This window comes from Paraferrimonas sedimenticola (genome assembly GCF_002282855.1).
Classification (GTDB): Bacteria; Pseudomonadota; Gammaproteobacteria; order Enterobacterales; family Shewanellaceae; genus Paraferrimonas; species Paraferrimonas sedimenticola.
Map to the genome: position 1 here is coordinate 373972 of NZ_NRIR01000003.1, position 23847 is coordinate 397818.

A 23847-nucleotide genomic window follows, 5' to 3' on the forward strand; every position below is an offset into this window, starting at 1 on the left:
TGGAATCACTAGGAATTCAATCAAACTAAGTCAGCTAAAAGGAATGCGGATGGCTACTCGAATTTATCAATCATTGGCTGCAGCGGCTTTGCTGTGTAGCGTACCTTATCACGTCCTTGCCGAGTCGAGTCTATTGCACAACGTCAAAGGCTACACGGTCAATCAAGGCAAATTGGTGGAGTTTGCGGCGCTTAAGTTTGAAGAGGATCGAGTCTCACAAGTATTTCTACAAGCTCCGAAGTTATCCAGCGACATTGCAGATCAAATTATCGACGGCAAAGGCAAAACCTTGCTACCCGGGCTTATCGATGCTCACGGGCATGTGTTGGGCTATGGGCAGGGTTTATTGCGGGTCGATTTGCGTAACTCCAGCTCAGAAGCAGATGCGGTCGCTATGGTGACTCAATTCGCCAAGGAAAGTGGCGTTGAAGGTTGGGTACTGGGCCGAGGCTGGAATCAGGAAGTGTGGAGCGAGCGCGCTTTTCCTAGCGCAAAAGCTTTGGACGCTGTGTTCCCTGATCAAGCGGTATACCTGACTCGAGTCGATGGCCACGCGGGATGGGCGAATAGCAAAGCAATGGAACTGGCAGGCATTACTGCGAATACCCAGTCTCCATCGGGTGGCGAGATCATTCGCGATGCCGAGGGTAATCCAACTGGGGTGTTTGTGGACAATGCCATGGATTTAATCACACACGCGATTGCTCGACCAAGCGTGAAAGAGCAGCAGACCCTGCTACTTAATGCCTTGAATGAATTAGCCAGTATGGGGCTGACCAGTGTTCACGATGCTGGAGTTAGCCTAGATACCATACAAGCGTACAAGAACTTGGACGTTGCGGGCTTGCTGCCGATTCGAGTCAATGTCATGGTCGATGTGCTGGATCCCGAGTGGCTAAGCCAACTGGAGCAGGGCGTTTATCACAGCCCTTCGAACAAGCTGTCGATCAACAGCGTTAAGATCTCCGCCGACGGAGCATTGGGTAGTCGCGGTGCAGCTTTGATCAAAGCCTATTCAGATCGTCCCGGTCAATTTGGTTTGCTACTACACGAACCAAAGCAGTTGCATCAGTTAATCGAAACTAGCATGAAGGCCGGTTATCAGGTTAACACCCATGCCATTGGCGATAAGGCTAACTTGTTGGTGCTAGATGACTACATTGAGCTGATTAAAAAGACAGGCACAGTGGATCTTCGTCACCGAGTTGAGCACGCGCAAATACTGCAACCGCAAGATCTCAATCGCTTTGCTAAAAACGGCATCATTGCCTCGATGCAGGCCACCCACGCCACCAGTGATAAGAATATGGCAGAGGACCGCCTAGGCAGCGAGCGGATTAAAGGGGCCTATGCCTGGAAGACTTTATTGTCCAACGGCACCATTATCGCCAACGGCTCAGACTTCCCGGTTGAGTCGCCTAATCCTTTTTATGGCTTACACGCCGCGATCACTCGTCAGGATCACGATAATCAACCCAAAGGAGGTTGGTACGCCAATGAGGCAATGGACTTTACTCAGGCGCTCAAGAGTTTCACCTATGACGCTGCTTATGCAGGACATCAGGAGAAACTCATAGGTTCTCTCGAGGCGGGCAAGAAAGCGGATTTTATTTTGATTGACCGGGACATTAAGCAAGTTGACCCTTCCCAGATTTGGCAGACTCAAGTGAAACAGGTCTGGGTCGATGGAAAGCTGATTTATACCAAGTAGTCATGCAGCTGACGATTGAAGAGAGCCTGCAATAGCAGGCTCTTTTTTTGGTTGTAAAGCGGGGTGAGGGTTTTCGCTGCCATTTACGCCGAGCTATTCACGCAGAGCCATTCACGCCGAGCCATTCACGCCTAGAGAAAGCCGCTTACTCCGTTTTTCTACCTTTTATCGCTTTGATAAGCACGCTCACGCCAAGCCTTTTAATCTAGCCCCACTTCATCGAACTAAGGGGTCAACCGTGACTAATCAAACGCAACACAAAACTCAGGTAAGGCATTTCATTAATGCCCACAAAATTCTAACGCCAATTGCCGTGCTAGCCATGATGGCTTACTTCGACTTCTGGGGCGCGTCGGCTTGGATCTATTTGGCCTTGCACGGTACATACTGTGGCCTGTGGATGATCAAAGAATACAGCTTTCGCGATAAGCGCTTTGAAGAGGCCATTCACCCAGTCGCTGGCAGCATATTCGTGTTCGGTATGCTTGGTATGTACTGGATTGCGCCGTACCTTATTGTTAGCCAACAACTCGAAGTATCAGGCGTACTAGCCGCAGCTGCGGCGGCGTTAGTGGTACTAGGGGGCTTTTTCCACTTTGTCAGTGATGCGCACAAACACGCAGTGCTAAGCATTCGCAAAGGACTGATTACTTCAGGGCTATTTAGCCGCACTCGCAACCCGAATTACTTGGGTGAAATGCTGATTTACTTAGGTTTTGCCATTTTGGCACAACACTGGTTGCCTTTTGTGGCTTTGGCCTACTGGTGGACATTCTTCGTTCGCAACATGCTCAACAAAGACAAGTCAATGTCGCGTCATGCGGGATTTGCCGACTGGAAACAGTCCAGCGGTTTGTTGTTCCCTAAATTGTTCTAACTCAGATTGCACAGACGCAAAAAGGAAAGTGTTATGAAAACCAAAATGTTAGCAGTGTTGGCGGCCAGCCTAATGGCAACCAGTATCAATGCCGCAGAGTTAACCCTGGAATTATCGGGATTAAAAGCGGGCGAGGGAAACATTCGAATTGCTCTATTCGACCAAGCTGAGCAGTTTTTTGATGGCGAGTATCGAATTGGCGAGATAGTGGAAGCGCCCTCCAGCGGTGACAGTAAAACCGTAAGCATTGGTTCAATACCAGCGGGAGAGTACGCCATCTCTGTGTATCAGGACCTCAATGAAAGTCAGTCGTTAGACACCAACTTGTTTGGAATTCCGAAAGAACCTTATGGTTTTAGCGGCGACTGGAAGCGAGGCGCTGCCTCTTACGAGGAAGCCAAAATCCTTATTGATGATTCGGGAAAAGCCATATCCATTCGTTTGAGATAAGATGAATATCATGAGTTTAGCCATGAGATTCGCAACATTGGGAATGGATAGTCAGTCAAATACTCGCTCGCAACGCGCCGTCACCGAAGTTTCTGAGTTGGGATTAAACCTGTTGCTTTGCAGCGGTATCGCCGGTGCCATGGTGCTTTTAGGACGAGCGGATTTTTGGCAAAACTTTATCACCATCTTGTGGTTTAGCCTGCCGATTCATTTGCTGTCCGCCGCCTTATACATCTCTAGAGTCGAGGTGACACGGGCAGCCGAAGTCGGGGTACCTCTGCTAGTGGGGATTACACTAGGCTGTTGGCACATCACTCAGCAGCCAGCGCCAATGGAAGGGGCCGATACCATCGCCTTTATGGTGGTAGGCTCCATGCTGGCAACTTTGATTACGCTGTTTTTTTGGGCCAGAAAGCGAGTTCGAATCTCTAAGCAAGAGTTGCATCAGCAACAGCTTCGTCGCGTAGAAGCGGAAAAAGACTTGGCGGTGAGTGAGCTTAATACACTGCAAGCGCAAATTGAACCGCACTTTTTGTTTAATACCCTGGCCAACATTCAGAGCCTGATTAGCGTGGACGCCGACAAGGCGCAGGTGATGCTCAATCACCTCACGCAAATGCTGCGCAACTCGCTGCAGCGAAGTCGAGAATTGCAGTCCAACTTAGGCCAAGAGTTGGCCTTGATTCGACACTACTTAGAAATTCAAAAGATTCGATTGGGCGAACGATTGGAATTTGATATTCAGGTGGTCTCTGGGCTTGAGAACGTCGAGCTACCACCTTTGTTAATCCAGCCTATTGTCGAAAACGCGCTGCAACACGGTATCGAGCCGGCGATCGAAGGTGGTGTGGTATCGGTTCTGGTCACTCGACAGGACGACAAACTAGCGGTTACTGTGGTTGATACTGGGGTTGGTTTGGGCAATAGTCCCTCTAAGGGAACCGGTCTTGGGCTAGCGAATGTCCGCCAACGCTTGCAATCCTTGTACGGAGAAGAGGCTCGGATGGTACTGGCAGAAAATCGGCCCAAGGGAACGCGAGTGACCTTACTGCTCCCAGCCCTTGCTGCAACTAACACCCAACATTAACAAATAGGGACGGCAATGACATTGGCTAAGGCTTTGATTGTTGACGATGAGTCGCTACTAAGAGAGCACCTGCAGGTGAGCTTGCAAAAAGCCTGGCCTGAGCTTGAGATCTGTGGCGCTGCGGCCAACGGAGAACAGGCATTACAGCTGTTTGCACAACACGCACCTCAAGTCGTGTTTTTGGACATTCGTATGCCTGGTATAAGCGGGATTGAAGTCGCCCAAGCAATTAGAGCTCAGTCCGGCGAAACAAACATAGTGTTTCTCACCGCCTATGATGAGTACGCCGTTAAGGCCTTTGAACAAGGCGCGCTGGATTACTTGCTAAAACCGCTAGAGCCAAAGCGCTTAGACGCTTGTGTAGAGCGTCTGCAACAAAGGGTTGCGCAAGAATCTAGCCAGTCCAATATCGATTTGTCTCAGTTGCAGAGCTTGTTGCAACAAAGCCAAACTCCGGAGTATTTGCGTTGGATTAAAGCTCTAAAACGCGAAGAGCTGCATTTGGTAGCGGTCGAAGAGGTGGTGTGCTTCATGGCGCAAGACAAATACACCACTGTGTACACACAAGACCAAGAGTATCTCATCAAAACCGCAATGAAAGAGCTCGAGCAGCAACTCGACCCCAATCTTTTTTGGCGGATCCACCGCAGTTACTTAGTCAACGCCAAGCAAATTAAACACGTTAAAAAAGAACTCTCTGGCCAACAGTGGGTTGTGCTTAAAAGCGGAAGAGATCCTTTGCCTATCAGCCGTCGTTATTCCTCACTTTTCAAGCAGATGTAGTTATTCCGCACAGTTTGCGACTACTCTAAATCACACTTTCTCTTGGCTTGCCTCAAACCTAGCTAGGTTCTTTTCTCGCTAAAAAGCACAGAGCTTTATCTCTTTTAGAAGCTTCCTGTGCCGCTAACTGCTACTCGCATCTTTGGTACAAACTCACTATACTGTATATTTATACAGTTAACGTGTTCAGTGATATTTATTTGAGCATTTTCGCCGTGAGTGGCCCATTCAAACTGAAGTGGCAGTGAATTGAAAAGTGACAAGTGAAATGAAAAGCGAACTCTCACAACTCTTGCAGCGCAACGATGTTTGGCGTGCCAACCAGTGGCAAGCTGAGCTTAAAAGCTATCCCAGTGGTTTTGCTCGGCTCGATCAGGAGTTGGCGGGCGGCGGTTGGCCGCAAACCGGTGTGTGCCAGTTAATTTGTGCCGAGCCAGGGCAAGGGGAACTGCAGCTATTACTGCCACTGATTAAGCGTTTGAGTCAGGACAACCAGTGGCTGGTGTGGTTATCACCACCGGCGATTCCTTATCCGCCGGCACTAGCGGCCGCTGGTGTCGACTTGGCTCAGCAGCTTTGGCTGCAACCGGAAGATCACAAACAAGCCCTGTGGGCGCTAGAACAAAGTGTGAGTAGCGGCGCTTGTCGTATGGCACTGGCTTGGCTGGATCACTTGAGCCTCAGTCAGGCACGACGCTTACAACTGGTGGCAGAAAAGGGCAATTGTCTATTGTTTTTGTTTGTGGCCCAAGCTCATGAGTGCGACAGCCATCCAGTGCAGCTAAAGCTGGAATTAGCGCGTCAGCTGCAAGGCACTCAAGTGCGCATTATCAAACGTCGCGGCGGTTGGCCGAGTGCGCCTTTTGTGCTGGATCTGGGCGATTCTGAGCTTGGCATTGTGGCCGAGAAGAGCAGTGGCGAAGTGATTCGAGGGCCTTGGTAGTGTGGTGGTTAGCGGTACACGAGCCCCAGCTCGAGCTCAACTACCTGCGCCGTGGCGAGTCAGAACAAGAGTGGCTCGAGCCGGCGGCATTAATGGCGGGTAAGCCGGCCAAAGTGATGCAAGCTAACTTGGCAGCCGCTAAGGCTGGGGTGAGTTTTGGCCAGAGCATGGCGACTGCCACTGCATTGGTGAGCGATCTGCGCTTGTACTCGGCTTACCCCGAGCTGTCTGACGAGAGCCTTAAGTGGCTGGCCCATTGGAGTTATCGCTTTAGCGCACGCGTGTGTTTGCGCGAGCCGGGCTGCGTGCTGTTAGAAATTGGCTCGATGATCAAGCTGTTTGGCAGTATCGGCCAGCTACTGGATAACTACCGGCATGTGGCCGAGCTGCATTTACTCAATCCCAATTTGGCGATTGCCGATAATCCTTTAGCCGCCGAACTACTGGCGCGCAGTCACCAGCCTCAGCATCAATTGAGCCGACCTAAGGTGCAACAGGCTTTAGGGCGACTTGCGGTGGAGCAACTAGGGCTAGAGCCTAGTGCAGTGGCCAGCCTTAAAGGCATGGGCTTGACCCATTTTCATGAGCTGCAAGCTTTGCCACAGGCGGAATTAGGCTTGCGCTTTGGCGGTGATTTAGTCGAGCTGGTGGCCAAGCTTAAAGGGCAACTGCCGCAACCGCTTGAGTTTTACCAACCTCCACAGGGTTATCAGCGGCGTTTGCCCTTAAACCACGAAATTGAGCTGCTAAGCGTGCTTCAGTTTCCCTTGCAGCGCCTGCTGGGCGAGTTGCAGCTCTACCTGCAACAGCGCCAGTTGGCGGTGAATTGCTGGAAGCTTTGGCTCAAGTATCGCGACGGCGAGCAAGAGTGGCTGACGTTTGAATTGGCCTTTGCCGAGCATCAGGCCGCTAAGTTACTACAGCTGGCTCAATTGCAGCTAGAGCGCCATCAACTGACGGCACCTGTGATCGAAATGGGCATTAAGGTGGCTCGTTTTGGTGCGCTGCAGGGCAACAACAAAAGCTGGTTGCCGCAAAAGGGCAACTACGAAAAGCAACAGCTGGTGGCTCGATTGCAAGCGCGCTTGGGCGAGCAAAGGGTAAAAGGGCTAGGGCTGCAAGATCAGCACAGGCCAGAGCTGGCTTGGCAAACCCTGGCGGCGAATAACACAGAGCAATCGCTTAGTACCAAAGTTAGCCCAGGGCAAAGGCCCAACTGGTTATTGCCTCAGGCTTTACCAATCAAACGTCAGCAACTCATGCTTCTGCGCGGCCCAGAGCGTATCGAGTCAGGCTGGTGGGACGAGCACTGGGTACAGCGAGATTACTATTTGGCCCGCCACGATAACGGCGCGCTGTGCTGGGTGTATCGCAGTGCCGATGCCCAAGATCAGCTGCAAAAGCAGTGGTTTGTTCACGGTTGGTTTGGTTGATGTACGCCGAGCTTCATTGCATCAGTAATTTCAGTTTCCTTCGTGGCGCCTCGCAACCACAAGATTTGGTGCGTCGTGCCGCCGAGCTTAACTACCAAGCCATCGCCATTACCGACGAGTGCTCGCTCGCGGGCATTGTACGTGCCTGGGAGGCGGCCAAAGAGTGCGGCATTAAGCTGATTGTCGGTAGCGAGTTTCAACTGGCGGAAGGCTGTTTGGTGTTACTGGCGCGCAATCGCAAAGGCTATGGTCAGCTGTCATCCTTGATCAGTTTGGGACGAGTGCGCTCAGAAAAAGGTAACTACCAGCTCAGTCTTAGCGACTTTGAGCACAAGCTCAGCGACTGTTTATTGTTGTGGCGGCCAGCACAGGAATTGGCCGAGCCCGAAGCCGTGTTGCGCCAACTAAAGCGCTGGTTTGGCGAGCGGCTGTATCTTTTGATGGAGCGCCAATTGCAAAGCGGCGATAAACGTCGTTTGCAGCGCTTAAGCCAAATGGCGGCTGACTGTCGCGTCGCTTGTGTGGCGGCAGGGGATGTGCACATGCATCACAATCAATGCCAACCACTGCAAGATGTGCTTACCTGCATTCGCCACGGTACCAGTATCGATTTGGCCGGAAGCCTACTGCACCCCAATCGCGAGCGTTACTTAAAAAGCTTGTCGGCCTTGGCCAAGCGCTTTCCGCAAGACTGGCTTGAGACCAGTGTGTCGATTGCCAATCAGTGTAACTTTGAATTGGGTGACCTTCGCTACGAGTATCCATCAGAGCTAGTGCCTGAGGGCATGAACGCCAGTCAGTATTTAACCCAAGAAACCTGGAAGGGCTACCAAAGACGCTTTCCCAACGGCGCCGACCCATCGGTACGCCAGCTGATTTGCAAAGAGCTAAAGCTGGTTATCGAAATGGGTTACGAGTATTTTTTCCTGACCATTTACGATCTGGTGCAGTTTGCCAAGTCTCGCCATATTTTGCATCAAGGCCGCGGCTCGGCGGCTAATTCTGTGGTGTGTTATTGCTTGGGGATCACCGAGGTTGACCCAACTCAGGTCAATTTGCTGTTTGAGCGCTTTATTTCCAAAGAGCGCAACGAGCCGCCGGATATCGATGTGGACTTTGAGCACCAGCGTCGCGAAGAAGTGATTCAGTATCTGTACCAAAAATACGGCCGCGAACGGGCCGCATTAGCCGCGACTGTGATCAGCTATCGCTTCAAAAGCGCGATGCGCGATGTGGGCAAGGCCTTGGGCCTAGACGAGCAGTGGCTTGAGCGCTTGCTCAAAGGGGTCGACAGGCGCGATAAAGACAGTCGTTGGCAAGACCAGTTGCAAGCGCTTGGGGTGAGTGAGCAAAGCGATCGCGCTCGCCACTTAATTCCCTTGGTAGAGCAAATCTTGGGCTTTCCCCGTCACTTATCTCAGCACGTGGGCGGCTTTGTGATTTCGCGAGGACCTTTATCTGAGCTGGTGCCTATCGAGAATGCGGCAATGGCGGATCGCACCGTGATCCAATGGGACAAGGACGACTTAGAAGCCTTAGGCCTGCTCAAAGTGGACGTATTGGCCTTGGGCATGCTTAGCGCCATTCGCCGTACTTTTGATTTGCTGAGTGACTTCCACGGTAAGCACTTTGGCATGGACACGGTCGAGCGCGAGCAGGCCGAGGTGTATCGCATGCTGCAAAAGGGCGACAGTGTTGGCGTATTCCAAATTGAATCCCGCGCCCAAACCAATATGCTGCCAAGACTTAAGCCCGCGTGTTATTACGATTTGGTGATTCAAATTGCGATTGTGCGTCCAGGGCCGATTCAAGGGGACATGGTGCATCCTTACCTGCGTCGACGCAAAGGCCTCGAAGCGGTGACCTATCCCAGCGTGGAAGTGCAAGGGGTGCTTGAGCGCACTCTGGGCGTACCGATTTTCCAGGAACAAGTGATCAAGCTGGCGATGGTGGCCGCAGGCTTTAGCGCCGGTGAGGCCGACCAACTGCGTCGGGCCATGGCCAGTTGGAAGCGCAATGGCCGATTAGAGCAGTTCGAGCGCAAGCTCCTTAAAGGCATGGCGCAAAAGGGCTATTCCGAGCGCTTTGCGCGTCAGCTCTACCAACAGATTTTGGGCTTTGGCGGCTATGGTTTTCCCGAATCTCACTCCGCCAGTTTTGCCTTACTGGCTTATGTGTCGGCTTATTTGAAGTATCACCATCCCGCTGCTTTTTGCTGTGGCTTACTCAACAGCCAACCCATGGGCTTTTACACCCCGTCGCAATTGCTACAAGACGCCCAGCGCCACGGGGTAGAAGTGCGTCCGGTGGATATCAACCAAAGCGATTGGGATCATAGCCTTGAGCCCAACAATCACAACCAAGCTTGTATTCGCCTGGGTTTTCGCATCGTCAAAGGCTTGTCGCAGGCTGCGGTTGAGCAACTGCTGCAAGCCCGCCCCGAACAAGGGTTTACTCGAACCGAGCAAGTGCTGGAGCTTGGCCTTAAGCGCAACGAACTGGCGGCGCTAACCGCTTCCGATGCGCTAAAACCACTGGCAGGGCACAGGCATCAGGCACGCTGGGAAATGGCAGCCTATCAGCCTGACTTGCCGCTGTTTGCCGAGGAGCATAGCCAAGTGGCTGAAGCCAAGCCAAGACAGGCGCTTAGTGGCGGGGTTGAGCTTAAACAAGAGTCCAGCGCGCAAGCCATGTTTAGCGACTATGCCCATTTGGGACTAACTCTTGGCGAGCATCCTATGAGCTTGTTACGTCAACTGAATCGGCTTAAGGGTTGTTATCGCTCCGACGAGCTTGCCCAGTGTCGCAATAATCAATTAGTGACTGTGGCAGGCTTAGTGGTTGGCCGGCAACGACCGGGTACCGCCAGCGGGGTTACTTTTGTGACCCTTGAAGATGAGGTGGGCAATGTGAATGTGATTGTGTGGGCGGCGACGGCTAAAGCTCAACGAGTGCCGTTTTTGACCGCTAAGGTACTTAAAGTTAGAGGGCACTTAGAGACAGCGGAAGGAGTCATTCATTTGGTGGCAGGCCAGCTTATCGACATCAGCCATGAGTGTGATGCGCTCGAGCTAAGTTCGCGAGATTTTCGCTAGCTCTGAGGGGATTCAAGCCCGTGCTGAGCCAAAATAATCTTTTCCATCAGCTGCGCAGCTGGACCCAAGTTATCGCGATCGGGCACCACCAAACTCATGGTGGCCTGACGTTCAGTGGAGCCGGTTAGAGTCAATCGCGTCAGTTGGCGCGAGTCCACCAGAGGCTGAGCCATGTCTTGCGGTAGCCAACAAAACCCCAATCCTTTTTTTAAAGCGACCAAGGCCTCGTGAAAATTGGAGAAGGTCCAGCGTTGTTCAGACTTGAGCCAGCCCACACGATCTTCCGGGTGGCTACCACTGTCACGCACGACTAATTGCAGTGCTTGAGTCAGTTCGCTCTCTAATAGCGGCTGGGGTCGACTGGCCAAAGGGTGATGAGGATGACAAACCAGCCACAATTGGCAAGGCATTAAGGGCTGGTAAGAGTAGCCAGAGGGCGGGGTGGCGGTAATCGCCAAATCAACACTTTGGGATTCTATGCAATCGACACTGCCCGACAGCACGGTATCAATTACGGTAATGCGCGTCCCTCGACCTTCCGGATGGAACTCATTCAAGGCGCAAACCAACTGTTGCATGGGGTAAAGCACCTCTCGGCTGATTCGAATTTCTGGCTCCCAACCTTGCTCCATTTTGTTGGCCAGTTGTTCCAGCGCGGCCGCACTACTACTGAGCTCGCGAGAACGACGCAATAACACTTCGCCTTGTGGCGTTAGCTGGGCTTTGCGGCCCACAACTTCTAGCAATTGCACACCCAGTTGGTCCTGCATTTTAGCGACTGCGTGATTGAGCGAAGATTGGCTTTTGTTGAGTGCTTTGGCGGCGTGCGCGTATCCGCCATAGTCGACCACAGCTTGCAATATGCGCCATTGCTCTAGGGTGACTCGAGTGCGGTACATGGGCGAATTCCTTCTCACTAATTCGAATGGTCGCGGCCATTATTGGCGTTAACTGTTCGCAACCGCTAATTAGTATAAAAGGAAACTGGTCGAAATATAACCGTTAAATGCCAGATATGCCGAATATTTTACTGTATTCGGCATATCTGCTTAAGGATTACTTGGATTTTACTTGTTTTGGTAGGTATTTCTGCGTTTGTTTGAGTTTTGCCAGATGAGGGCCTGGATGGAGCTCGCCAGTCCAACCCAATAGCATCATGGCCAACATGTTTCTGTGCTCTCCGCTGGCGTAGCTAATTCTGCCGGAGATCGAAGGAATGAATTGAGCCTGCTCATCAAAACTACCGATAATGTGGTTACGCGTTTTCGAGACCACAGGGTGATCCTCTTTACCGGCGAGCAAAAAACTCACACCTACTTCAGCAATAATGTCATCGGTACCATCTTTGATGATCCGCTCAATGTTGGCTTCAAAGTAATCCAATATCCAAGCGAACTCTTTGGCGTCTACCGGCTTTTGATAATAGCCAGAAGCGGCAAATACAAAATGAGTTAGGCCGTAGACTTTGTTTCGAAATTGTTTCTTGTCTAACTGCTCATCTTGCTCGTTTGGATACACAGCATTAAACGCCTTGGTATAGGTGTCTAGATAGTCGCGCACGCCCAATTGCTTGGCCCAGTAGACATAATTAATCAACTGCGCCGCCCAGGACTTGATCATGGCAGGATCGGTTAGAGCCGGTTCAAAGTCGTAGCGTTTAAGGACTTCGATAAGCAGCTGATGACAAGGCCCAGTTAAGCCAAACTCGTCGATGCGACTGGCGTATCTGAGCAGCGCATCGGTATAGAAAACAAACTCAGGCCAAGGTTTGAGCGCGGCTTTACGGGCTTTTGCACGCGGACCTTTGCCAAGCTTTGAAATCATGTCGTTTGAGGTTGCCTCAACGAAAGACAACTCGTTGGCCTGGCAGGCGTAAAAGCTCTGTGCTTCGGTAACAGTGAACAAGTCAACTAGCGCGGCTTGGGTGTACTTGGGATCGCCATGCAAACGCCACATGCGAATGCCGTAGTGCCCTTGGACGCGAGGAGGTAACTGATACAGTCGGCTCTCTAAGGTTTGTTGAATGCCTTGGTATACCTCATCAGCGCTGAGTTGCTGCGCTTTTACCGGAGTAGCGCACAGAGCAAGGCTGGTTAGCAGTATGGGAATCAGAAATTTCATTCAGCATCCTTTGATTAATTTGTGGGGGTGAGCTCAAGCCCACCAGTTGTTGAAATTGTTTGGTTAAACCCGCGCCATTGGCGTTGACAAACAGGGTGTTGAAAATACTGTCCAGCGGCAGGCATTGGTTTTGATGGCGCAAGGCTAGCCAACGCCCAGCATCCTGAGCCCACAGGCTTTGATATACATTGGCGCCAAGCCGTGCCTGGCTAGCAAAGCGAAGTTCGACTTCTGGTGCACTTTCACCAAATCGCTTGGAAAATAAGTCTGTAGGGCGCTCCAATTGGCTGTGATTATCGGTGAGTGCTTGTAAGGCTCTGGCGTTGTGCAGATTGCGTCTTGAGTCGAATTGAGCCTGCGTCAGCCCAAATCTTGGCTGCCACATGGCCGATAGCCAATAACTGGCTAAATGGCTGGCCTCTGCGTGTAGACCGATGCGGTTATTCCAGTAAAAACGACTACCGGCTGCAAGCGACTTTAACGCACGTGCAATTGCCATGTGATATTTGTGCTGCTGCCTGGCCAACGAGATGTTCGCTGGCGCTTGTAGCTCGACCACGCCGACTTGAACACCCACTATGCTTTGGCGAATCACCCAGCTACCAATATCACCGTCTTGCCAATTGACTCTAAGCTCGCCAAGTAATCGCTGCTCGAGCCAGACTCGAAAGTAGTTGTCCTGCAAGCCCTCCAAGCGCAAACCAAGTTCTTCTGCAGTATCGGTTAACACCTGTATAGAATCCGAAGTCTCGCTTAACTCAGAGTCTTGTTTGAGTAATCTTGCCAATTGCCAAGGGGCAGCGGCATGGTCTTTCGAATAGCTCGCCAGTAAATACTGATACACCCAGTCAACCTCGCTGAGCCAATTGCGGCTGAGTTGGTGTTCGGCCACTTCACGGTAGCCTGCGCGTTTTGCTTGTTCGCGTTGCTGCTGATAAATTCGCGCTAACAGCTGTTCGACCGCATCACCGCCTCTGAGTTGGTAGGCTTGCCAAACCGTTCGTCGACAGTTTTCATCCGCTTGGTTTATTAAATAGCTCGGCACTTGCGCCATGCTGATGCTGTTGTCGCTGAGCTGACAGTCGATTTTAGTAAGGTCGATTTTGGCGCGACTGGCCTTTAGGCGGGCTCTGAACTCGGCAAATTGGCTGAGTTGAGCAAGGGGTTGCTGATTGAGTGCGTCTTTTTGGTAGAGTTGCAACCATCGCTTGGCCAAGTTGGCAAACTCTGGATTGGATGACGCTTTGAGCCGCTCGGGCCAACCTTCGCGCAGTAACTGTTGCAATCGTTGCTTGTGTTGGCTGGCAATGCGCTGCTGGCAGGCCAGCAACAGCCCGTGCTGGTCTCGAGAGAAGTGACTTCCCCATCGTGATTTTTGATAGTCGATAGCATCGCTTAAGTTGTAGCGAGCGAGGTCGGCCCGCTCCAGTAAAACCAGATTTTCAGTTAAAGATTGATTTGGATCGAAAGAAACAGGCGCTAAGGTTAGCGCCCGGCATTGTTGCAGTAGGTTGTCCAGTGGAGCGCTGGTTGCCCAGGCGCTCCAAAGCAGGCTAAATGCCAGAGTCAGGATTGAAGTGCTTTTTGACATAAGCAATGCGTTCTTCCACTGGCACTGGGACATCCCCGAGCGATTGGATTTGCTTGAGTCGCGGTAAAATCCCTCTGGCATTGGCGGTTTGAATCGCAAGCCCTGGACGCGCGTTGAGCTCTAATAACTGCGGTCCATGTTCAACGTCCAACACCATGTCAGTGCCTAGGTAGCCCAGCCCCGACATCTCGTAGCAACCCGCTGCTGTGGTCATTAAACGATCCCAGTGAGGCACTTGAATGTCCGTTAACTTCTTGCCGGTATCTGGGTGGAGGTCGATAGGGCGGTCATACTGCACCGCGTGTAGCCCTTTGCCAGTGACCAAATCTAAGCCAACCCCAACCGCACCTTGGTGCAAGTTGGCTTTGCCGTCGGATGCGTGCGTCGACAACCGCAGCATGCCCATGATGGGATAACCTTTAAACACGATCAAACGTATGTCGGGCACGCCCTCAAAGGAATAGCCATCAAACACAGGGTCAAATTGAATCAAGTCCTCAACCACAGCCACGTCGGTCTTGCCACCAAGAGTGAACAGACCGCTGAGCACGTTTGAACAGTGGCGGTCCATCTCTGACGGTGTGACTTCATCGCCACTAGGCTTGTAAAAACGCCCGTCTTCGACGTGGGTAATCACCAAAATGCCTTTGCCACCAGAGCCTTGTGCGGGCTTTATCACAAACCCTTTTTTACCTTTAACCATATCTGGTAGACCAGAGATTTCCGGTTGCTGGCGAATTACCCCAATTAGGCCTGGAGTGGCAATGTCATTTTTAAGCGCCAATTGTTTGGTCATCAGTTTGTCGTCGACCAATTTGTACAAGTGACGAGGATTGTACTTACCAATGAAGTCAATGTTGCGCTTGTTCATCCCTAAGACGCCTTTGCGCGCTAGCGTCTTAGGATTGGCGAACATTAACGCTCCTCCGCAAAGGGTTTAAAGCGGCGCAGTTCGAGCAAGCGATAACCTGTGTATTGGCCCATAACCAGTACCAAGGCCAGAACAATCAGGTGGACACCCAAGAAGTTAAAGGCTAGGTGCTGCGCCCAGAAGGAGCTCATCGCCAGGTAGGTAAGGGTGGCCACAAATAGGCTACCGCCACCTTGGATAAACACTTCTTTAGGGCCTTCTTCTTCCCAAAGAATCGACATACGCTCAATGGTCCAAGCCAAAATAATCATAGGGAAGAAGGTGATAGTTAGGCCTTCTGACAATCCCAGTTTGAACGCCAGAATGGTGAAGGAGCCAATAATACCGATCACCACAACCACCACCGCGGATATTCGCGAAATTAAGAGTAGGTTGAGGTGTGACAAGTAAGAGCGGATCATCAAGCCCACTGACACAATGAGTAAGAAGCCTATCAAACCGGTTAGCAGAGTGGTTTGAATAAAGGCTAGCGCAATCAGAATCGGCATAAAGGTACCAGAGGTCTTAATACCAATCAGCACACGCAGGAATACCACCACCAATACACCCAGAGGAATCAGCAGAATCCCCTTGAACATGCCTTGTTCTTCGATAGGAAGTTGGTACAAAGAGAAGCCCAGTTCTCGTTGCACGCTCATGATATCCACCGCGGTGCGCAGTGCAGAGCGGGTGTCGAGAATCATGCTAAAGGTTACTGAGGAGTTAGTACCGCCAGTCACTTCTAGTACAGCCTGATCGGATACTTCCCATAGAAGCATGGCTTTCGGTCGACCTTCTTCGCCGGATTCAGGGTCAAACAGGTGCCACTCTTCTTGGTGATAAACCGCCACCAAGTCGGTCATCGGCTGGCGACGACGTTGGTCTTCAAGCTTGATGCCGTTTACTGCAATCGCTGGTACACCACCATCAGCCATCAGCTTTAAAAATACCGCAGCGGGTCTTTCTGTGGCTTTTAGCAGGGCGAAATTCTGCGAGCTTTGCTCAGCGCTGATCATTTTCGCGATTTCGCGCGCGTAAGACAGGTTGTTAGCACTCTTGCTTTGGGCTTGAGCCACTACTTGGCTGGCAGCTGCTTTCAGGGTGTCATTCCAAGTCGCAGGCGATGGAATTTCTGGCTCAGCATCCGCTAACAATTTGTCGTTGCCGGTTGGCACAAAGGTGGCCTTGTAGAATAGGTCTTGGCGGCCCATGGCTTCGCGAATACTCCACACTGCGCGGCGTTTACCTTCCTTTTGGTCGACCGACAAGCCGTAACCCGGAGAGGCGGCATTCTCGATCAGAATGTCGTATGCCGGGTCTTGTGGAAGAGCAAAGCTCACTTCTACAGGATCGCCATTGGCTTGAAAGCTAATTCGAGCGTCGACGGCCCAAGTTTCTACACGCTCACCAGGCACAAAAGGTACCTTGTGTACATTGTGGGTGTAGATAATGCTTGCAACCCCTGCGATGAACAGCAGAAGCACAAGAAAGTAAAACGGCTTACGTGAATGCATGAACTGTCCTTATTATTTTGTTGATTTAGCTGGCTTAGGCATTGGCGCTGTCTTGCCGTGGACAAATTTCTTACCCACATCAACAACTGCGATATCTTTCATGAATTTACGCCCCAGCAACATGGGATATTCCAAGTGGCTGCGGTCAGTGAGGTTTAGCTCGGTTTCGGCTTTATAATCGCCAATTTGAATGTGGCCCATGATCACCGGGCGACGTTCACTTTTTTCACCGGCTTGCTGTTTGATTTGCACGTAGCGAACCACGCGTGCTTCTTTGGTTTGAGCGACAGTGGCGTCGCCTTCTTGTACTTGAATGTCAAAACGCACCCAGTTTTTGCCATCGCGCTCAAAGCGTTGAATGTTCTGTGCGTTTACCGATGATGATTCGGCGCCTGTGTCGATGCGAGTCGCGAAGCCTGTGCCAAACTCTTCTACGTAAACCATCTCAGCTTCACCGAGTAGTAGCATGTCCGCCATTGCATTCTTAGGACACTCTTTGACAACCGGTACTGGCGTGGTGACCTTCTTAGAGCCCTCATCCATTTGTTCGAGTCTTTGGTTAAGACGAGTGATCTCCTGTTGTACCTCTGCGACCTGGGTTTCGTTAGCACATAGCGCACCTACGTCGGTGGCGAGTTGCTGACGGGTTTGCGACAATGCAACTTCCAACTGGTCTTGAGTTAAGCCTGGGTTGGTAGTGGATTGGGCTGCGCAACCGGCAAGTAGCGCACTGGCAATTACAGCAAGGGTACGGGCTCTCATAACTTGTCCTTAACTCAATGGGTTATACGGTTTTGTTGCTACAAATGTAGCTCGTAACGGTGCGGGGTATCCCTCAACCGTTTTAGTTATATCGTTTGGATCTAGATAGTCGACCAATGATTCGTTAGGCATCCATTCGGTGCTGCGCTGTTCTGCCAGAGAGGTGGTATCTAAATTAACCATGCGTACGTTCTCAAAGCCGCACTTAGTTAACCATAGCATTAGCGCCGCTGGCGATGGTAAATACCAGACATTGTTCATTTTTGCATAGCGATCGTGTGGGACTAACACCTGTTGTTCGTCACCTTCGACCACCAAAGTTTCTAATACTAACTCGCCGCCGTCGCGCAATTGATTCTTCAACTGAAACAAATGGTCGATGGGCGAGCGCCTGTGGTAAAGCACACCCATAGAAAATACTGTGTCAAAGGCATCGATGGCTGGCAAATCTTGAATGCCAATGGGCAGCAAGTGTATTGGATGCTTGCCACCGGCTAGTTTCTTAACCGCCTCAAACTGACACAAGAATAGAGTAGAGGGGTCAACCCCAACTACTCGACGAGCGCCGGCACCGAGCATTCGCCACATGTGATAGCCATTGCCGCAGCCAACATCGAGTACCAAGCGGTTGTTCAGTGGTGAAATCTGGTCCTTTAGACGATCCCATTTCCAATCAGAGCGCCACTCGGTATCGATGTGAATATCGTATAAGCGGTAGGGCCCTTTGCGCCACGGCTTGTATATGCTGAGTAAACTGGTGAGTTTGGCTATCTCTGATTCAGACACTTCGTCGGCTCGACCGATTGCCACTTCGGACTCTAGATCTAGGTGGACGGGTGGGTGTTCAGGCAGCTTTTTAAGTACCTTTTCCCACTTGGGCAACTCACCGTGTTTGTGTTCTCTTTGCCATTTACCCAGGATAGCCGGCAAATCTTCAAGCCAATGATGCAAAACATCATCGGCAATCTCTTGGTAGAAGGAGGTAAAACTTATCACTTAATTGCCACCATAGAGCAGAAGTTCAATTCTTGATGCCAAGTTGTGGCATGTTCGAAACCGGCTTTTGTAAACCTTTGATAGTGTTGAGCCAAGGTGTCCGGGATCAGTACGTTTTCTAGTGCCGAACGTTTTTGACTGATTTCTAATTCACTGTATCCGTTGGCACGTTTAAAGTCCAAGTGTAATGATTCAATTAACGACTGAACGGATTGATCTTCAAAGTGAATTTTCTCCGAAACAATTAGGCACCCGCCTGGGTTTAAGCCCTCATAAATGAGGTTTATCAAGGCTTGACGGTCATCGGGCGCAAGAAACTGCAGGGTAAAATTAAGTACCACTAGCGAGGCATTGGTTATCTCAACATCGCGAATGTCCGCACAAACGAATTGAACCGGGATGGGATTCACAAAGGCATCTAAATGGGCGCTAGCTCTCTCTATCATGGACTCAGATAAATCCACGGCGATAATCTTGTCTGGTTGAGCGGAGGCACCACGACGAATGGCGTGGGTGGCTGCGCCTAAGCTACAGCCCAAATCGTAAACCAAGCTACCTTGGGTCACCTGAGTGCGTGCAATTTGGCCTATACCGTGAATAATGGCACCATAGCCTGGCACAGAGCGGTTGATCATGTCAGGAAACACGTCAACCACTTGTTGGTCGAAGCGAAAACCTGCGAGTTGAGAATGGGGTTTGGCGTAAATGCGATCGGAGCCGTCAGACATGAGCTGTAAAAATTGACTTTAGGTCACAGTATTTTAGCTGGTACCATAAAATTCTGACAAGGCTAATCAGCGGATACTAAAGGGTTTTTAGCGTTTTTTAGGTTACTTGTTGGAATATTAGGCAAAGCTGGAGGAATGGAAGCTGTTGAGCGTCAACAAGATGATAGTGGCCTTACTGGCCGTTGCAGTGCTTTTCGTTGGTAGCAAGGATGCGCGCGCTGATGATTATATAGTCGCCTATGGTGAAGACAGTTACCCCTATCAGTTTACTAACACTGAAGGTGACGCCGATGGCCTATTGATTGACCTATGGCGCGAATGGGCCGCGATTCAAGGTCACCAACTGACCTTCATTGGCCATCCTTGGAGTGATTCTATCGACTTTGTGGCTAAGGGAAATGTCGACTTTCACGCGGGATTTTCACCGACTCCCAAACGCGCTGAAATTTTCGAGTTCTCCTCACCAATCACTCGATTGAACACTTACCTTCATTTGCATCACTCGCTACCCCAACACGAGAGTATTAGCGAACTCACGCCGTATCGAATCGGCATAGTTAAAGATTCTGCACACAAGTCCAAACTCAACGAAATAAATCCCAGATTAGAGTTTGCCGAGTACAAAACCCGCGCGGCGCTACTCGATGCTGCTCTGCAAGGGGACATCAAGATTTTTGCCAGCATGGACGGTTTCCTAAAAGACCAGGCTATCGAGCTGGAATTACTGCAAAGCTACCCAAGAGCAAAGCGAATACGCATAGCCAGCTATCCAATGACAGCCGCTGTGGTGAAGTCGAAAAAGCACTTGCTCGCTGGAGTTGAGAACGGATTTAGTGAAATTGATGGTTCCTTGCGCCGAGACATTCGTCGCAAATGGTTGGGGATGCGCAATCAAACCTTAACTCTGATGGCCGACAGTGATAATGCACCTTTCATGTTTCGCGACAACGCCGGTCGTTTTCGAGGTTTGTACATAGATATTTGGCAACTTTGGTCGAGTATCACTGGTATTCCTGTGAGTTTCGCTGAAGGTGACTCCAATCAGCAGTTGGACTGGGTCAAGGATGGCCGGGTCGATGGTCATGCCGGTTACCCCGCTGGCGGTGCCCTAAATACAGGGTTGCACTCCATATGGCCCATCTACCAACAAAAAGTTCGTCTGTTTTATCCTTTTGACCGTCAAGCGCCGAGTGTCAATTCCGAAGCCCAGCGAGTAGGGGTGTTGGCCAATGCACCTTACATGGACCAAATTCGCCTCAGCTATCCCTTGATGGAGCTGATTTTATTTGCCGACCTAAATGAAATGGAGCAGGCGCTAAAGGCAGGGCGACTGGTGGGCATGTTTGCCTCTGCGCCCCAGATAACCGAGCGCATGATCCGCGAAGACAATTGGGGCTATTACCAAAGCTTGGATGCGCCCGAGTACCGAGCCCCTTACTACGTACTTTCCCGCGAGTCGGACACCGCCTTAAACCGTCGAATTCAAGCCGGCTTTGAGAGTATTCGCGTTCCTCAGTTGCACAATATCGAAAAGCGCTGGCTGGTAAACAGTCGCGATTATCAGTTTGCCAAAGACGCAGCGCGACTCGAGTTAAACGAGTCTGAACAGGCATTGGTTGCTGAGTTCGAAGAGTTGACCGTGGGTTATCTCAACAATTGGCCCCCGATGGAGTTTACCGATGGCGTCGGCCAATTTGCCGGGATTAACTCGGCGATTGTCCGTCACTTAAGCGAACAACTGGGCTTTAGCGTCAATGCGATAGCCTACAACGATTTTCAGACTTTGATGAAAGCCGTTGCTGACAACCAAGTGGATTTGGTGGCGAGCGTTCAACCCAGCGCTCAACGAAGGGCTAATTTGTTGTTTAGTGACGCGTATTGGCCTGCACCATACGGTTTGGCGACTCGCAGCGACAAGGTCGACATTGTCAATTTAACCGAACTAAAGTCGCAGCGTATTGCGGTTATCGAAGGCTATGCAGTTGTCAATAAACTGCGCAACTTAGACATGCCAATGGAGTTGGTCTTGGTGAACGATACCGCTCAAGGACTGGCAGCCTTAGCTCATAACGACGTGGATGTATTTATCGACCAAATGGTCAGCTTAGCCAGTCAGTTGCGACGAGATCCACAATCAGAAGTACGCCTATCGCTACTTGCCGACTATTCATCCGAGCACAGTCATTTAGCGCTCAATTCTCGCTTGGAACCATTACTGCCTCTGATCAATCGAGGGTTAGCAACGCTTACCAGTAACGACAAGCACCAAATGTACCACCAGTGGCAAATCCCCGAGGCCCAACCGGACTCCAGTGCTGGATGGTGGGTTAAGTGGAGCTTGTTGGTAGGTCTTATCGTGGTTGGCTTTTCCGGTATGACTTGGCTGACCAACAACAAACTCAAGCGCGAAGTGACCCGCAGGGCCATGATTGAAAAGCGAATTCAGCATGTGGCCAGTCACGACAACCTAACTCAATTGCCGAACCGTTCGCTGTTTCACGACCGTGTCACGCAGGCCTTATTGACCCACGCTCGTGAAAAACAAAAGTTCGCTTTGATGTTCCTCGACGTGGATGGTTTTAAGAAGATCAACGACAAATGGGGCCATAGCGCCGGCGATGTGGTTCTTAAGGAAATCGGCCGTCGCTTGGTCGCTGCAGTACGTCAATCTGACACTGTGTCGCGATTTGGCGGCGATGAATTTGTGGTGCTGTTGAATCGAATCAAAGACACGGATGGTGTGGTGCAAGTAGCGGACAGTTTGATTGATGCGGTTGTGACCCCATTTCAGGTGGAAAACGAGCCAGTTCAACTCGGTGTTAGCATCGGAATCGCGCTATATCCCAAGCATTCTGATGAGCTTAATGAGCTGCTAAAAATCGCTGATGCCAACATGTATGCGGCCAAACGCAACGGTGGGAATCAGTACCGCTTATAAAATGCGCGTTTAGTGAGCTCAATTCGGCGTAAACCTTTGGCAATGACGGTAAAAGCCCTATAATAGCGGATTAATTTTTTCAGGCCGGATCGCGGCTAGTAGCAAAAAGCGAAAGGAATTATTCATGCGCACTCATTATTGTGGCGAAATCAGCACCGCTCAGGTCGGTGAAACTGTCAACTTGGTCGGTTGGGTTAACCGACGTCGCGATCTTGGTGGGGTTATCTTTTTAGACTTGCGCGACCGCGAAGGTCTGCTGCAGGTGGTATACGACCCGGACTTGGCCGAAGTCTTTGAAACCGCTAGCAAGCTGCGCAATGAGTTTTGCGTTCAAGTTAAAGGCTTGGTTCGTAACCGCCCTGAAAGCCAAATCAACAAAGGCATGCGCACCGGTGAAGTGGAAGTTTTAGGTAAAGAGCTGACCATTCTAAACGCTGCAGCGCCGTTGCCGTTGAACATGGACGACCATCAGACCAACTCTGAAGAAGCGCGCCTTAAGTACCGCTACTTAGATTTGCGTCGTCCTGAAATGAATCAGCGCTTGATCTTCCGTTCTAAAGTGACTGCAGCAGTACGTCGCTTCATGGACAGCGAAGGTTTCTTGGACATTGAAACTCCAATGTTGACCCGCGCCACCCCAGAAGGTGCTCGCGACTACTTGGTACCTAGTCGTACCAACAAATCTCGCTTCTTTGCTTTGCCGCAATCGCCACAGCTATTTAAGCAATTGTTGATGATGTCGGGCTTTGACCGTTACTACCAAATTGTTAAGTGCTTCCGTGACGAAGACTTGCGTGCTGACCGTCAGCCTGAGTTTACCCAAATCGATATCGAAACCTCATTCATGAGCGCCGATGAAGTGATGGCCAAAACCGAAGAAATGGTGGTTTCGCTATTCAAAGAACTGCTAAACGTGGATCTGGGTGAGTTCCCTAAAATGAGCTACGCCGACGCTATGCGTCGCTTTGGTTCTGACAAGCCAGATTTGCGTAACCCGCTTGAGCTGGTTGATGTTGCCGACGTTTTGAAAGACGTTGAGTTTAAGGTGTTCTCAGGCCCAGCCAACGATCCTAAAGGTCGCGTAGCTGTGATTTGTCTGCCAGGTGGTGCTGAACTGTCTCGCAAGCAAATCGACGGTTATGCCGATTACGTTTCTGTATATGGCGCGCGCGGTTTGGCCTGGATGAAGGTCAAAGACGTAGCGGCTGGTATCGAAGGCGTGCAATCGCCAATCGCCAAATTCCTAAATGCAGAAGTGGTCGAGCAACTATTGGCTCGCACCAATGCCAAAGATGGCGACATCATTTTCTTCGGCGCCGATAGCAACACTGTAGTAACTGATGCCATGGGTGCGCTGCGCTTGAAGCTGGGTGAAGATCGCGGTCTTGTTAGTGACGAGTGGAAACCTTTGTGGGTTGTGGATTTCCCAATGTTTGAAGAAGTCGACGGCCAGTTCCACGCGCTACACCACCCGTTTACCGCGCCACGCAACATGACCCCTGAAGAGTTGGCAGCCGATCCAGCCAACGCCATCTCTGATGCCTACGACATGGTATTAAACGGCTGCGAATTGGGCGGCGGTTCGGTGCGTATTCACGACCAGGCCATGCAAGCACAAGTATTCAAGTTGTTGGGCATTTCTGACGAAGAAGCGTCAGAGAAGTTTGGCTTCCTGCTAGAAGCCTTGCGCTACGGTACTCCGCCACACGCGGGTTTGGCGTTCGGTCTGGATCGCATGATTATGCTAATGACTGGCGCGGCATCGATTCGCGACGTAATGGCATTCCCGAAAACCACCACTGCTGGTTGCCCGTTGACCGACGCCCCAGGCGAAGCCAATCCTGCGCAACTAGAAGAGTTGGGTATTCAACTTATCGCCGCCAAAGAGGACAGCGAGGAAGCGTAAGC

The 23847-nt window shown here is 51.0% G+C and carries 18 protein-coding genes; 10 read left to right on the plus strand and 8 right to left on the minus strand.

Features of this window, described 5'->3' with window-relative positions:
* Positions 1 to 49: 49 nt before the first annotated feature.
* The 8 genes from CLC93_RS07655 to CLC93_RS07690 all read left to right on the plus strand — a co-directional run bounded on the left by CLC93_RS07655 (position 50) and on the right by CLC93_RS07690 (position 10379).
* On the plus strand, positions 50 to 1711 hold the full coding sequence (locus tag CLC93_RS07655; RefSeq protein ID WP_095505378.1) for an amidohydrolase: 1662 nt from the start codon (positions 50 to 52) through the stop codon (positions 1709 to 1711).
* A gap of 238 nt (positions 1712 to 1949) precedes the next feature.
* Complete coding sequence (locus CLC93_RS07660) at positions 1950 to 2588, plus strand: methyltransferase family protein (RefSeq protein WP_211286831.1); 639 nt, start codon at positions 1950 to 1952, stop codon at positions 2586 to 2588.
* Between the two features lie 33 nt (positions 2589 to 2621).
* Positions 2622 to 3038 carry a DUF2141 domain-containing protein gene (locus CLC93_RS07665; protein ID WP_095505379.1) on the plus strand — a complete coding sequence of 139 codons (417 nt, stop codon included), beginning with the start codon at positions 2622 to 2624 and terminating at the stop codon, positions 3036 to 3038.
* A gap of 22 nt (positions 3039 to 3060) precedes the next feature.
* Entirely contained in the window at positions 3061 to 4125 is a 1065-nt protein-coding gene (locus CLC93_RS07670; protein ID WP_169902882.1) for a sensor histidine kinase, read from the plus strand.
* Between the two features lie 15 nt (positions 4126 to 4140).
* The gene (locus CLC93_RS07675) at positions 4141 to 4908 is read left to right on the plus strand and encodes a LytR/AlgR family response regulator transcription factor (RefSeq protein WP_095505381.1); all 768 of its coding nucleotides are present in this window, start codon (positions 4141 to 4143) and stop codon (positions 4906 to 4908) included.
* 268 nt (positions 4909 to 5176) lie between these two features.
* On the plus strand, positions 5177 to 5851 hold the full coding sequence (imuA, locus tag CLC93_RS07680) for a translesion DNA synthesis-associated protein ImuA (RefSeq protein ID WP_095505382.1): 675 nt from the start codon (positions 5177 to 5179) through the stop codon (positions 5849 to 5851).
* The gene (locus CLC93_RS07685; protein ID WP_095505383.1) at positions 5851 to 7284 is read left to right on the plus strand and encodes a Y-family DNA polymerase; all 1434 of its coding nucleotides are present in this window, start codon (positions 5851 to 5853) and stop codon (positions 7282 to 7284) included. Before imuA ends, CLC93_RS07685 begins: the two co-directional genes overlap by 1 nt.
* Positions 7284 to 10379: an error-prone DNA polymerase gene (locus CLC93_RS07690; RefSeq protein ID WP_095505384.1), complete on the plus strand. Its 3096-nt coding sequence runs from the start codon at positions 7284 to 7286 to the stop codon at positions 10377 to 10379. The genes CLC93_RS07685 and CLC93_RS07690 overlap by 1 nt, the downstream gene beginning before the upstream one ends.
* Here CLC93_RS07690 and CLC93_RS07695 read toward each other — a convergent pair.
* The 8 genes from CLC93_RS07695 to cmoA form a co-directional block, all read right to left on the minus strand.
* Positions 10376 to 11278 (minus strand): LysR family transcriptional regulator, encoded by a 903-nt coding sequence (locus CLC93_RS07695; protein ID WP_095505385.1) that lies wholly within the window; start codon positions 11276 to 11278, stop codon positions 10376 to 10378. The two genes, CLC93_RS07690 and CLC93_RS07695, sit on opposite strands and share 4 nt — an antisense overlap.
* Positions 11279 to 11435: 157 nt before the next feature.
* Positions 11436 to 12500: a DUF3541 domain-containing protein gene (locus CLC93_RS07700; protein ID WP_095505386.1), complete on the minus strand. Its 1065-nt coding sequence runs from the start codon at positions 12498 to 12500 to the stop codon at positions 11436 to 11438.
* Positions 12421 to 14091: a M3 family metallopeptidase gene (locus CLC93_RS07705; protein ID WP_095505387.1), complete on the minus strand. Its 1671-nt coding sequence runs from the start codon at positions 14089 to 14091 to the stop codon at positions 12421 to 12423. Before CLC93_RS07705 ends, CLC93_RS07700 begins: the two co-directional genes overlap by 80 nt.
* Positions 14054 to 15007, minus strand: coding sequence for an alpha-L-glutamate ligase-like protein (locus tag CLC93_RS07710; protein WP_095505388.1), 954 nt, complete (start codon positions 15005 to 15007; stop codon positions 14054 to 14056). The genes CLC93_RS07705 and CLC93_RS07710 overlap by 38 nt, the downstream gene beginning before the upstream one ends.
* Positions 15007 to 16515, minus strand: coding sequence for an inactive transglutaminase family protein (locus CLC93_RS07715; RefSeq protein ID WP_095505389.1), 1509 nt, complete (start codon positions 16513 to 16515; stop codon positions 15007 to 15009). The genes CLC93_RS07710 and CLC93_RS07715 overlap by 1 nt, the downstream gene beginning before the upstream one ends.
* A 12-nt stretch (positions 16516 to 16527) precedes the next feature.
* Positions 16528 to 17277: an ATP-dependent zinc protease family protein gene (locus CLC93_RS07720; RefSeq protein ID WP_095505390.1), complete on the minus strand. Its 750-nt coding sequence runs from the start codon at positions 17275 to 17277 to the stop codon at positions 16528 to 16530.
* 9 nt (positions 17278 to 17286) lie between these two features.
* Entirely contained in the window at positions 17287 to 18273 is a 987-nt protein-coding gene (cmoB, locus tag CLC93_RS07725) for a tRNA 5-methoxyuridine(34)/uridine 5-oxyacetic acid(34) synthase CmoB (RefSeq protein WP_095505391.1), read from the minus strand.
* Positions 18270 to 19001, minus strand: coding sequence for a carboxy-S-adenosyl-L-methionine synthase CmoA (gene cmoA / locus CLC93_RS07730; protein ID WP_095505392.1), 732 nt, complete (start codon positions 18999 to 19001; stop codon positions 18270 to 18272). The genes cmoB and cmoA overlap by 4 nt, the downstream gene beginning before the upstream one ends.
* Before the next feature lie 145 nt (positions 19002 to 19146).
* Here cmoA and CLC93_RS07735 point away from each other — a divergent pair, with 145 nt between their 5' ends.
* Positions 19147 to 21939, plus strand: a complete 2793-nt coding sequence (locus CLC93_RS07735; protein WP_141237360.1) for a diguanylate cyclase domain-containing protein — start codon at positions 19147 to 19149, stop codon at positions 21937 to 21939.
* 124 nt (positions 21940 to 22063) lie between these two features.
* Positions 22064 to 23845, plus strand: coding sequence for an aspartate--tRNA ligase (gene aspS / locus CLC93_RS07740; RefSeq protein WP_095505394.1), 1782 nt, complete (start codon positions 22064 to 22066; stop codon positions 23843 to 23845).
* Positions 23846 to 23847: the final 2 nt, after the last annotated feature.

What these genes read in the sequence shown, in the direction of transcription:
- CLC93_RS07655 (WP_095505378.1), top strand. Translation starts at nt 50, where the DNA reads ATGGCTACTCGAATTTATCAATCATTGGCTGCAGCGGCTTTGCTGTGT.
- CLC93_RS07665 (WP_095505379.1), top strand. Translation starts at nt 2,622, where the DNA reads ATGAAAACCAAAATGTTAGCAGTGTTGGCGGCCAGCCTAATGGCAACC.
- CLC93_RS07670 (WP_169902882.1), top strand. Translation starts at nt 3,061, where the DNA reads ATGAGATTCGCAACATTGGGAATGGATAGTCAGTCAAATACTCGCTCG.
- CLC93_RS07675 (WP_095505381.1), top strand. Translation starts at nt 4,141, where the DNA reads ATGACATTGGCTAAGGCTTTGATTGTTGACGATGAGTCGCTACTAAGA.
- imuA (WP_095505382.1), top strand. Translation starts at nt 5,177, where the DNA reads ATGAAAAGCGAACTCTCACAACTCTTGCAGCGCAACGATGTTTGGCGT.
- CLC93_RS07690 (WP_095505384.1), top strand. Translation starts at nt 7,284, where the DNA reads ATGTACGCCGAGCTTCATTGCATCAGTAATTTCAGTTTCCTTCGTGGC.
- CLC93_RS07695 (WP_095505385.1), bottom strand. Translation starts at nt 11,278, where the DNA reads ATGTACCGCACTCGAGTCACCCTAGAGCAATGGCGCATATTGCAAGCT.
- CLC93_RS07700 (WP_095505386.1), bottom strand. Translation starts at nt 12,500, where the DNA reads ATGAAATTTCTGATTCCCATACTGCTAACCAGCCTTGCTCTGTGCGCT.
- CLC93_RS07705 (WP_095505387.1), bottom strand. Translation starts at nt 14,091, where the DNA reads ATGTCAAAAAGCACTTCAATCCTGACTCTGGCATTTAGCCTGCTTTGG.
- CLC93_RS07710 (WP_095505388.1), bottom strand. Translation starts at nt 15,007, where the DNA reads ATGTTCGCCAATCCTAAGACGCTAGCGCGCAAAGGCGTCTTAGGGATG.
- CLC93_RS07715 (WP_095505389.1), bottom strand. Translation starts at nt 16,515, where the DNA reads ATGCATTCACGTAAGCCGTTTTACTTTCTTGTGCTTCTGCTGTTCATC.
- CLC93_RS07720 (WP_095505390.1), bottom strand. Translation starts at nt 17,277, where the DNA reads ATGAGAGCCCGTACCCTTGCTGTAATTGCCAGTGCGCTACTTGCCGGT.
- cmoA (WP_095505392.1), bottom strand. Translation starts at nt 19,001, where the DNA reads ATGTCTGACGGCTCCGATCGCATTTACGCCAAACCCCATTCTCAACTC.
- aspS (WP_095505394.1), top strand. Translation starts at nt 22,064, where the DNA reads ATGCGCACTCATTATTGTGGCGAAATCAGCACCGCTCAGGTCGGTGAA.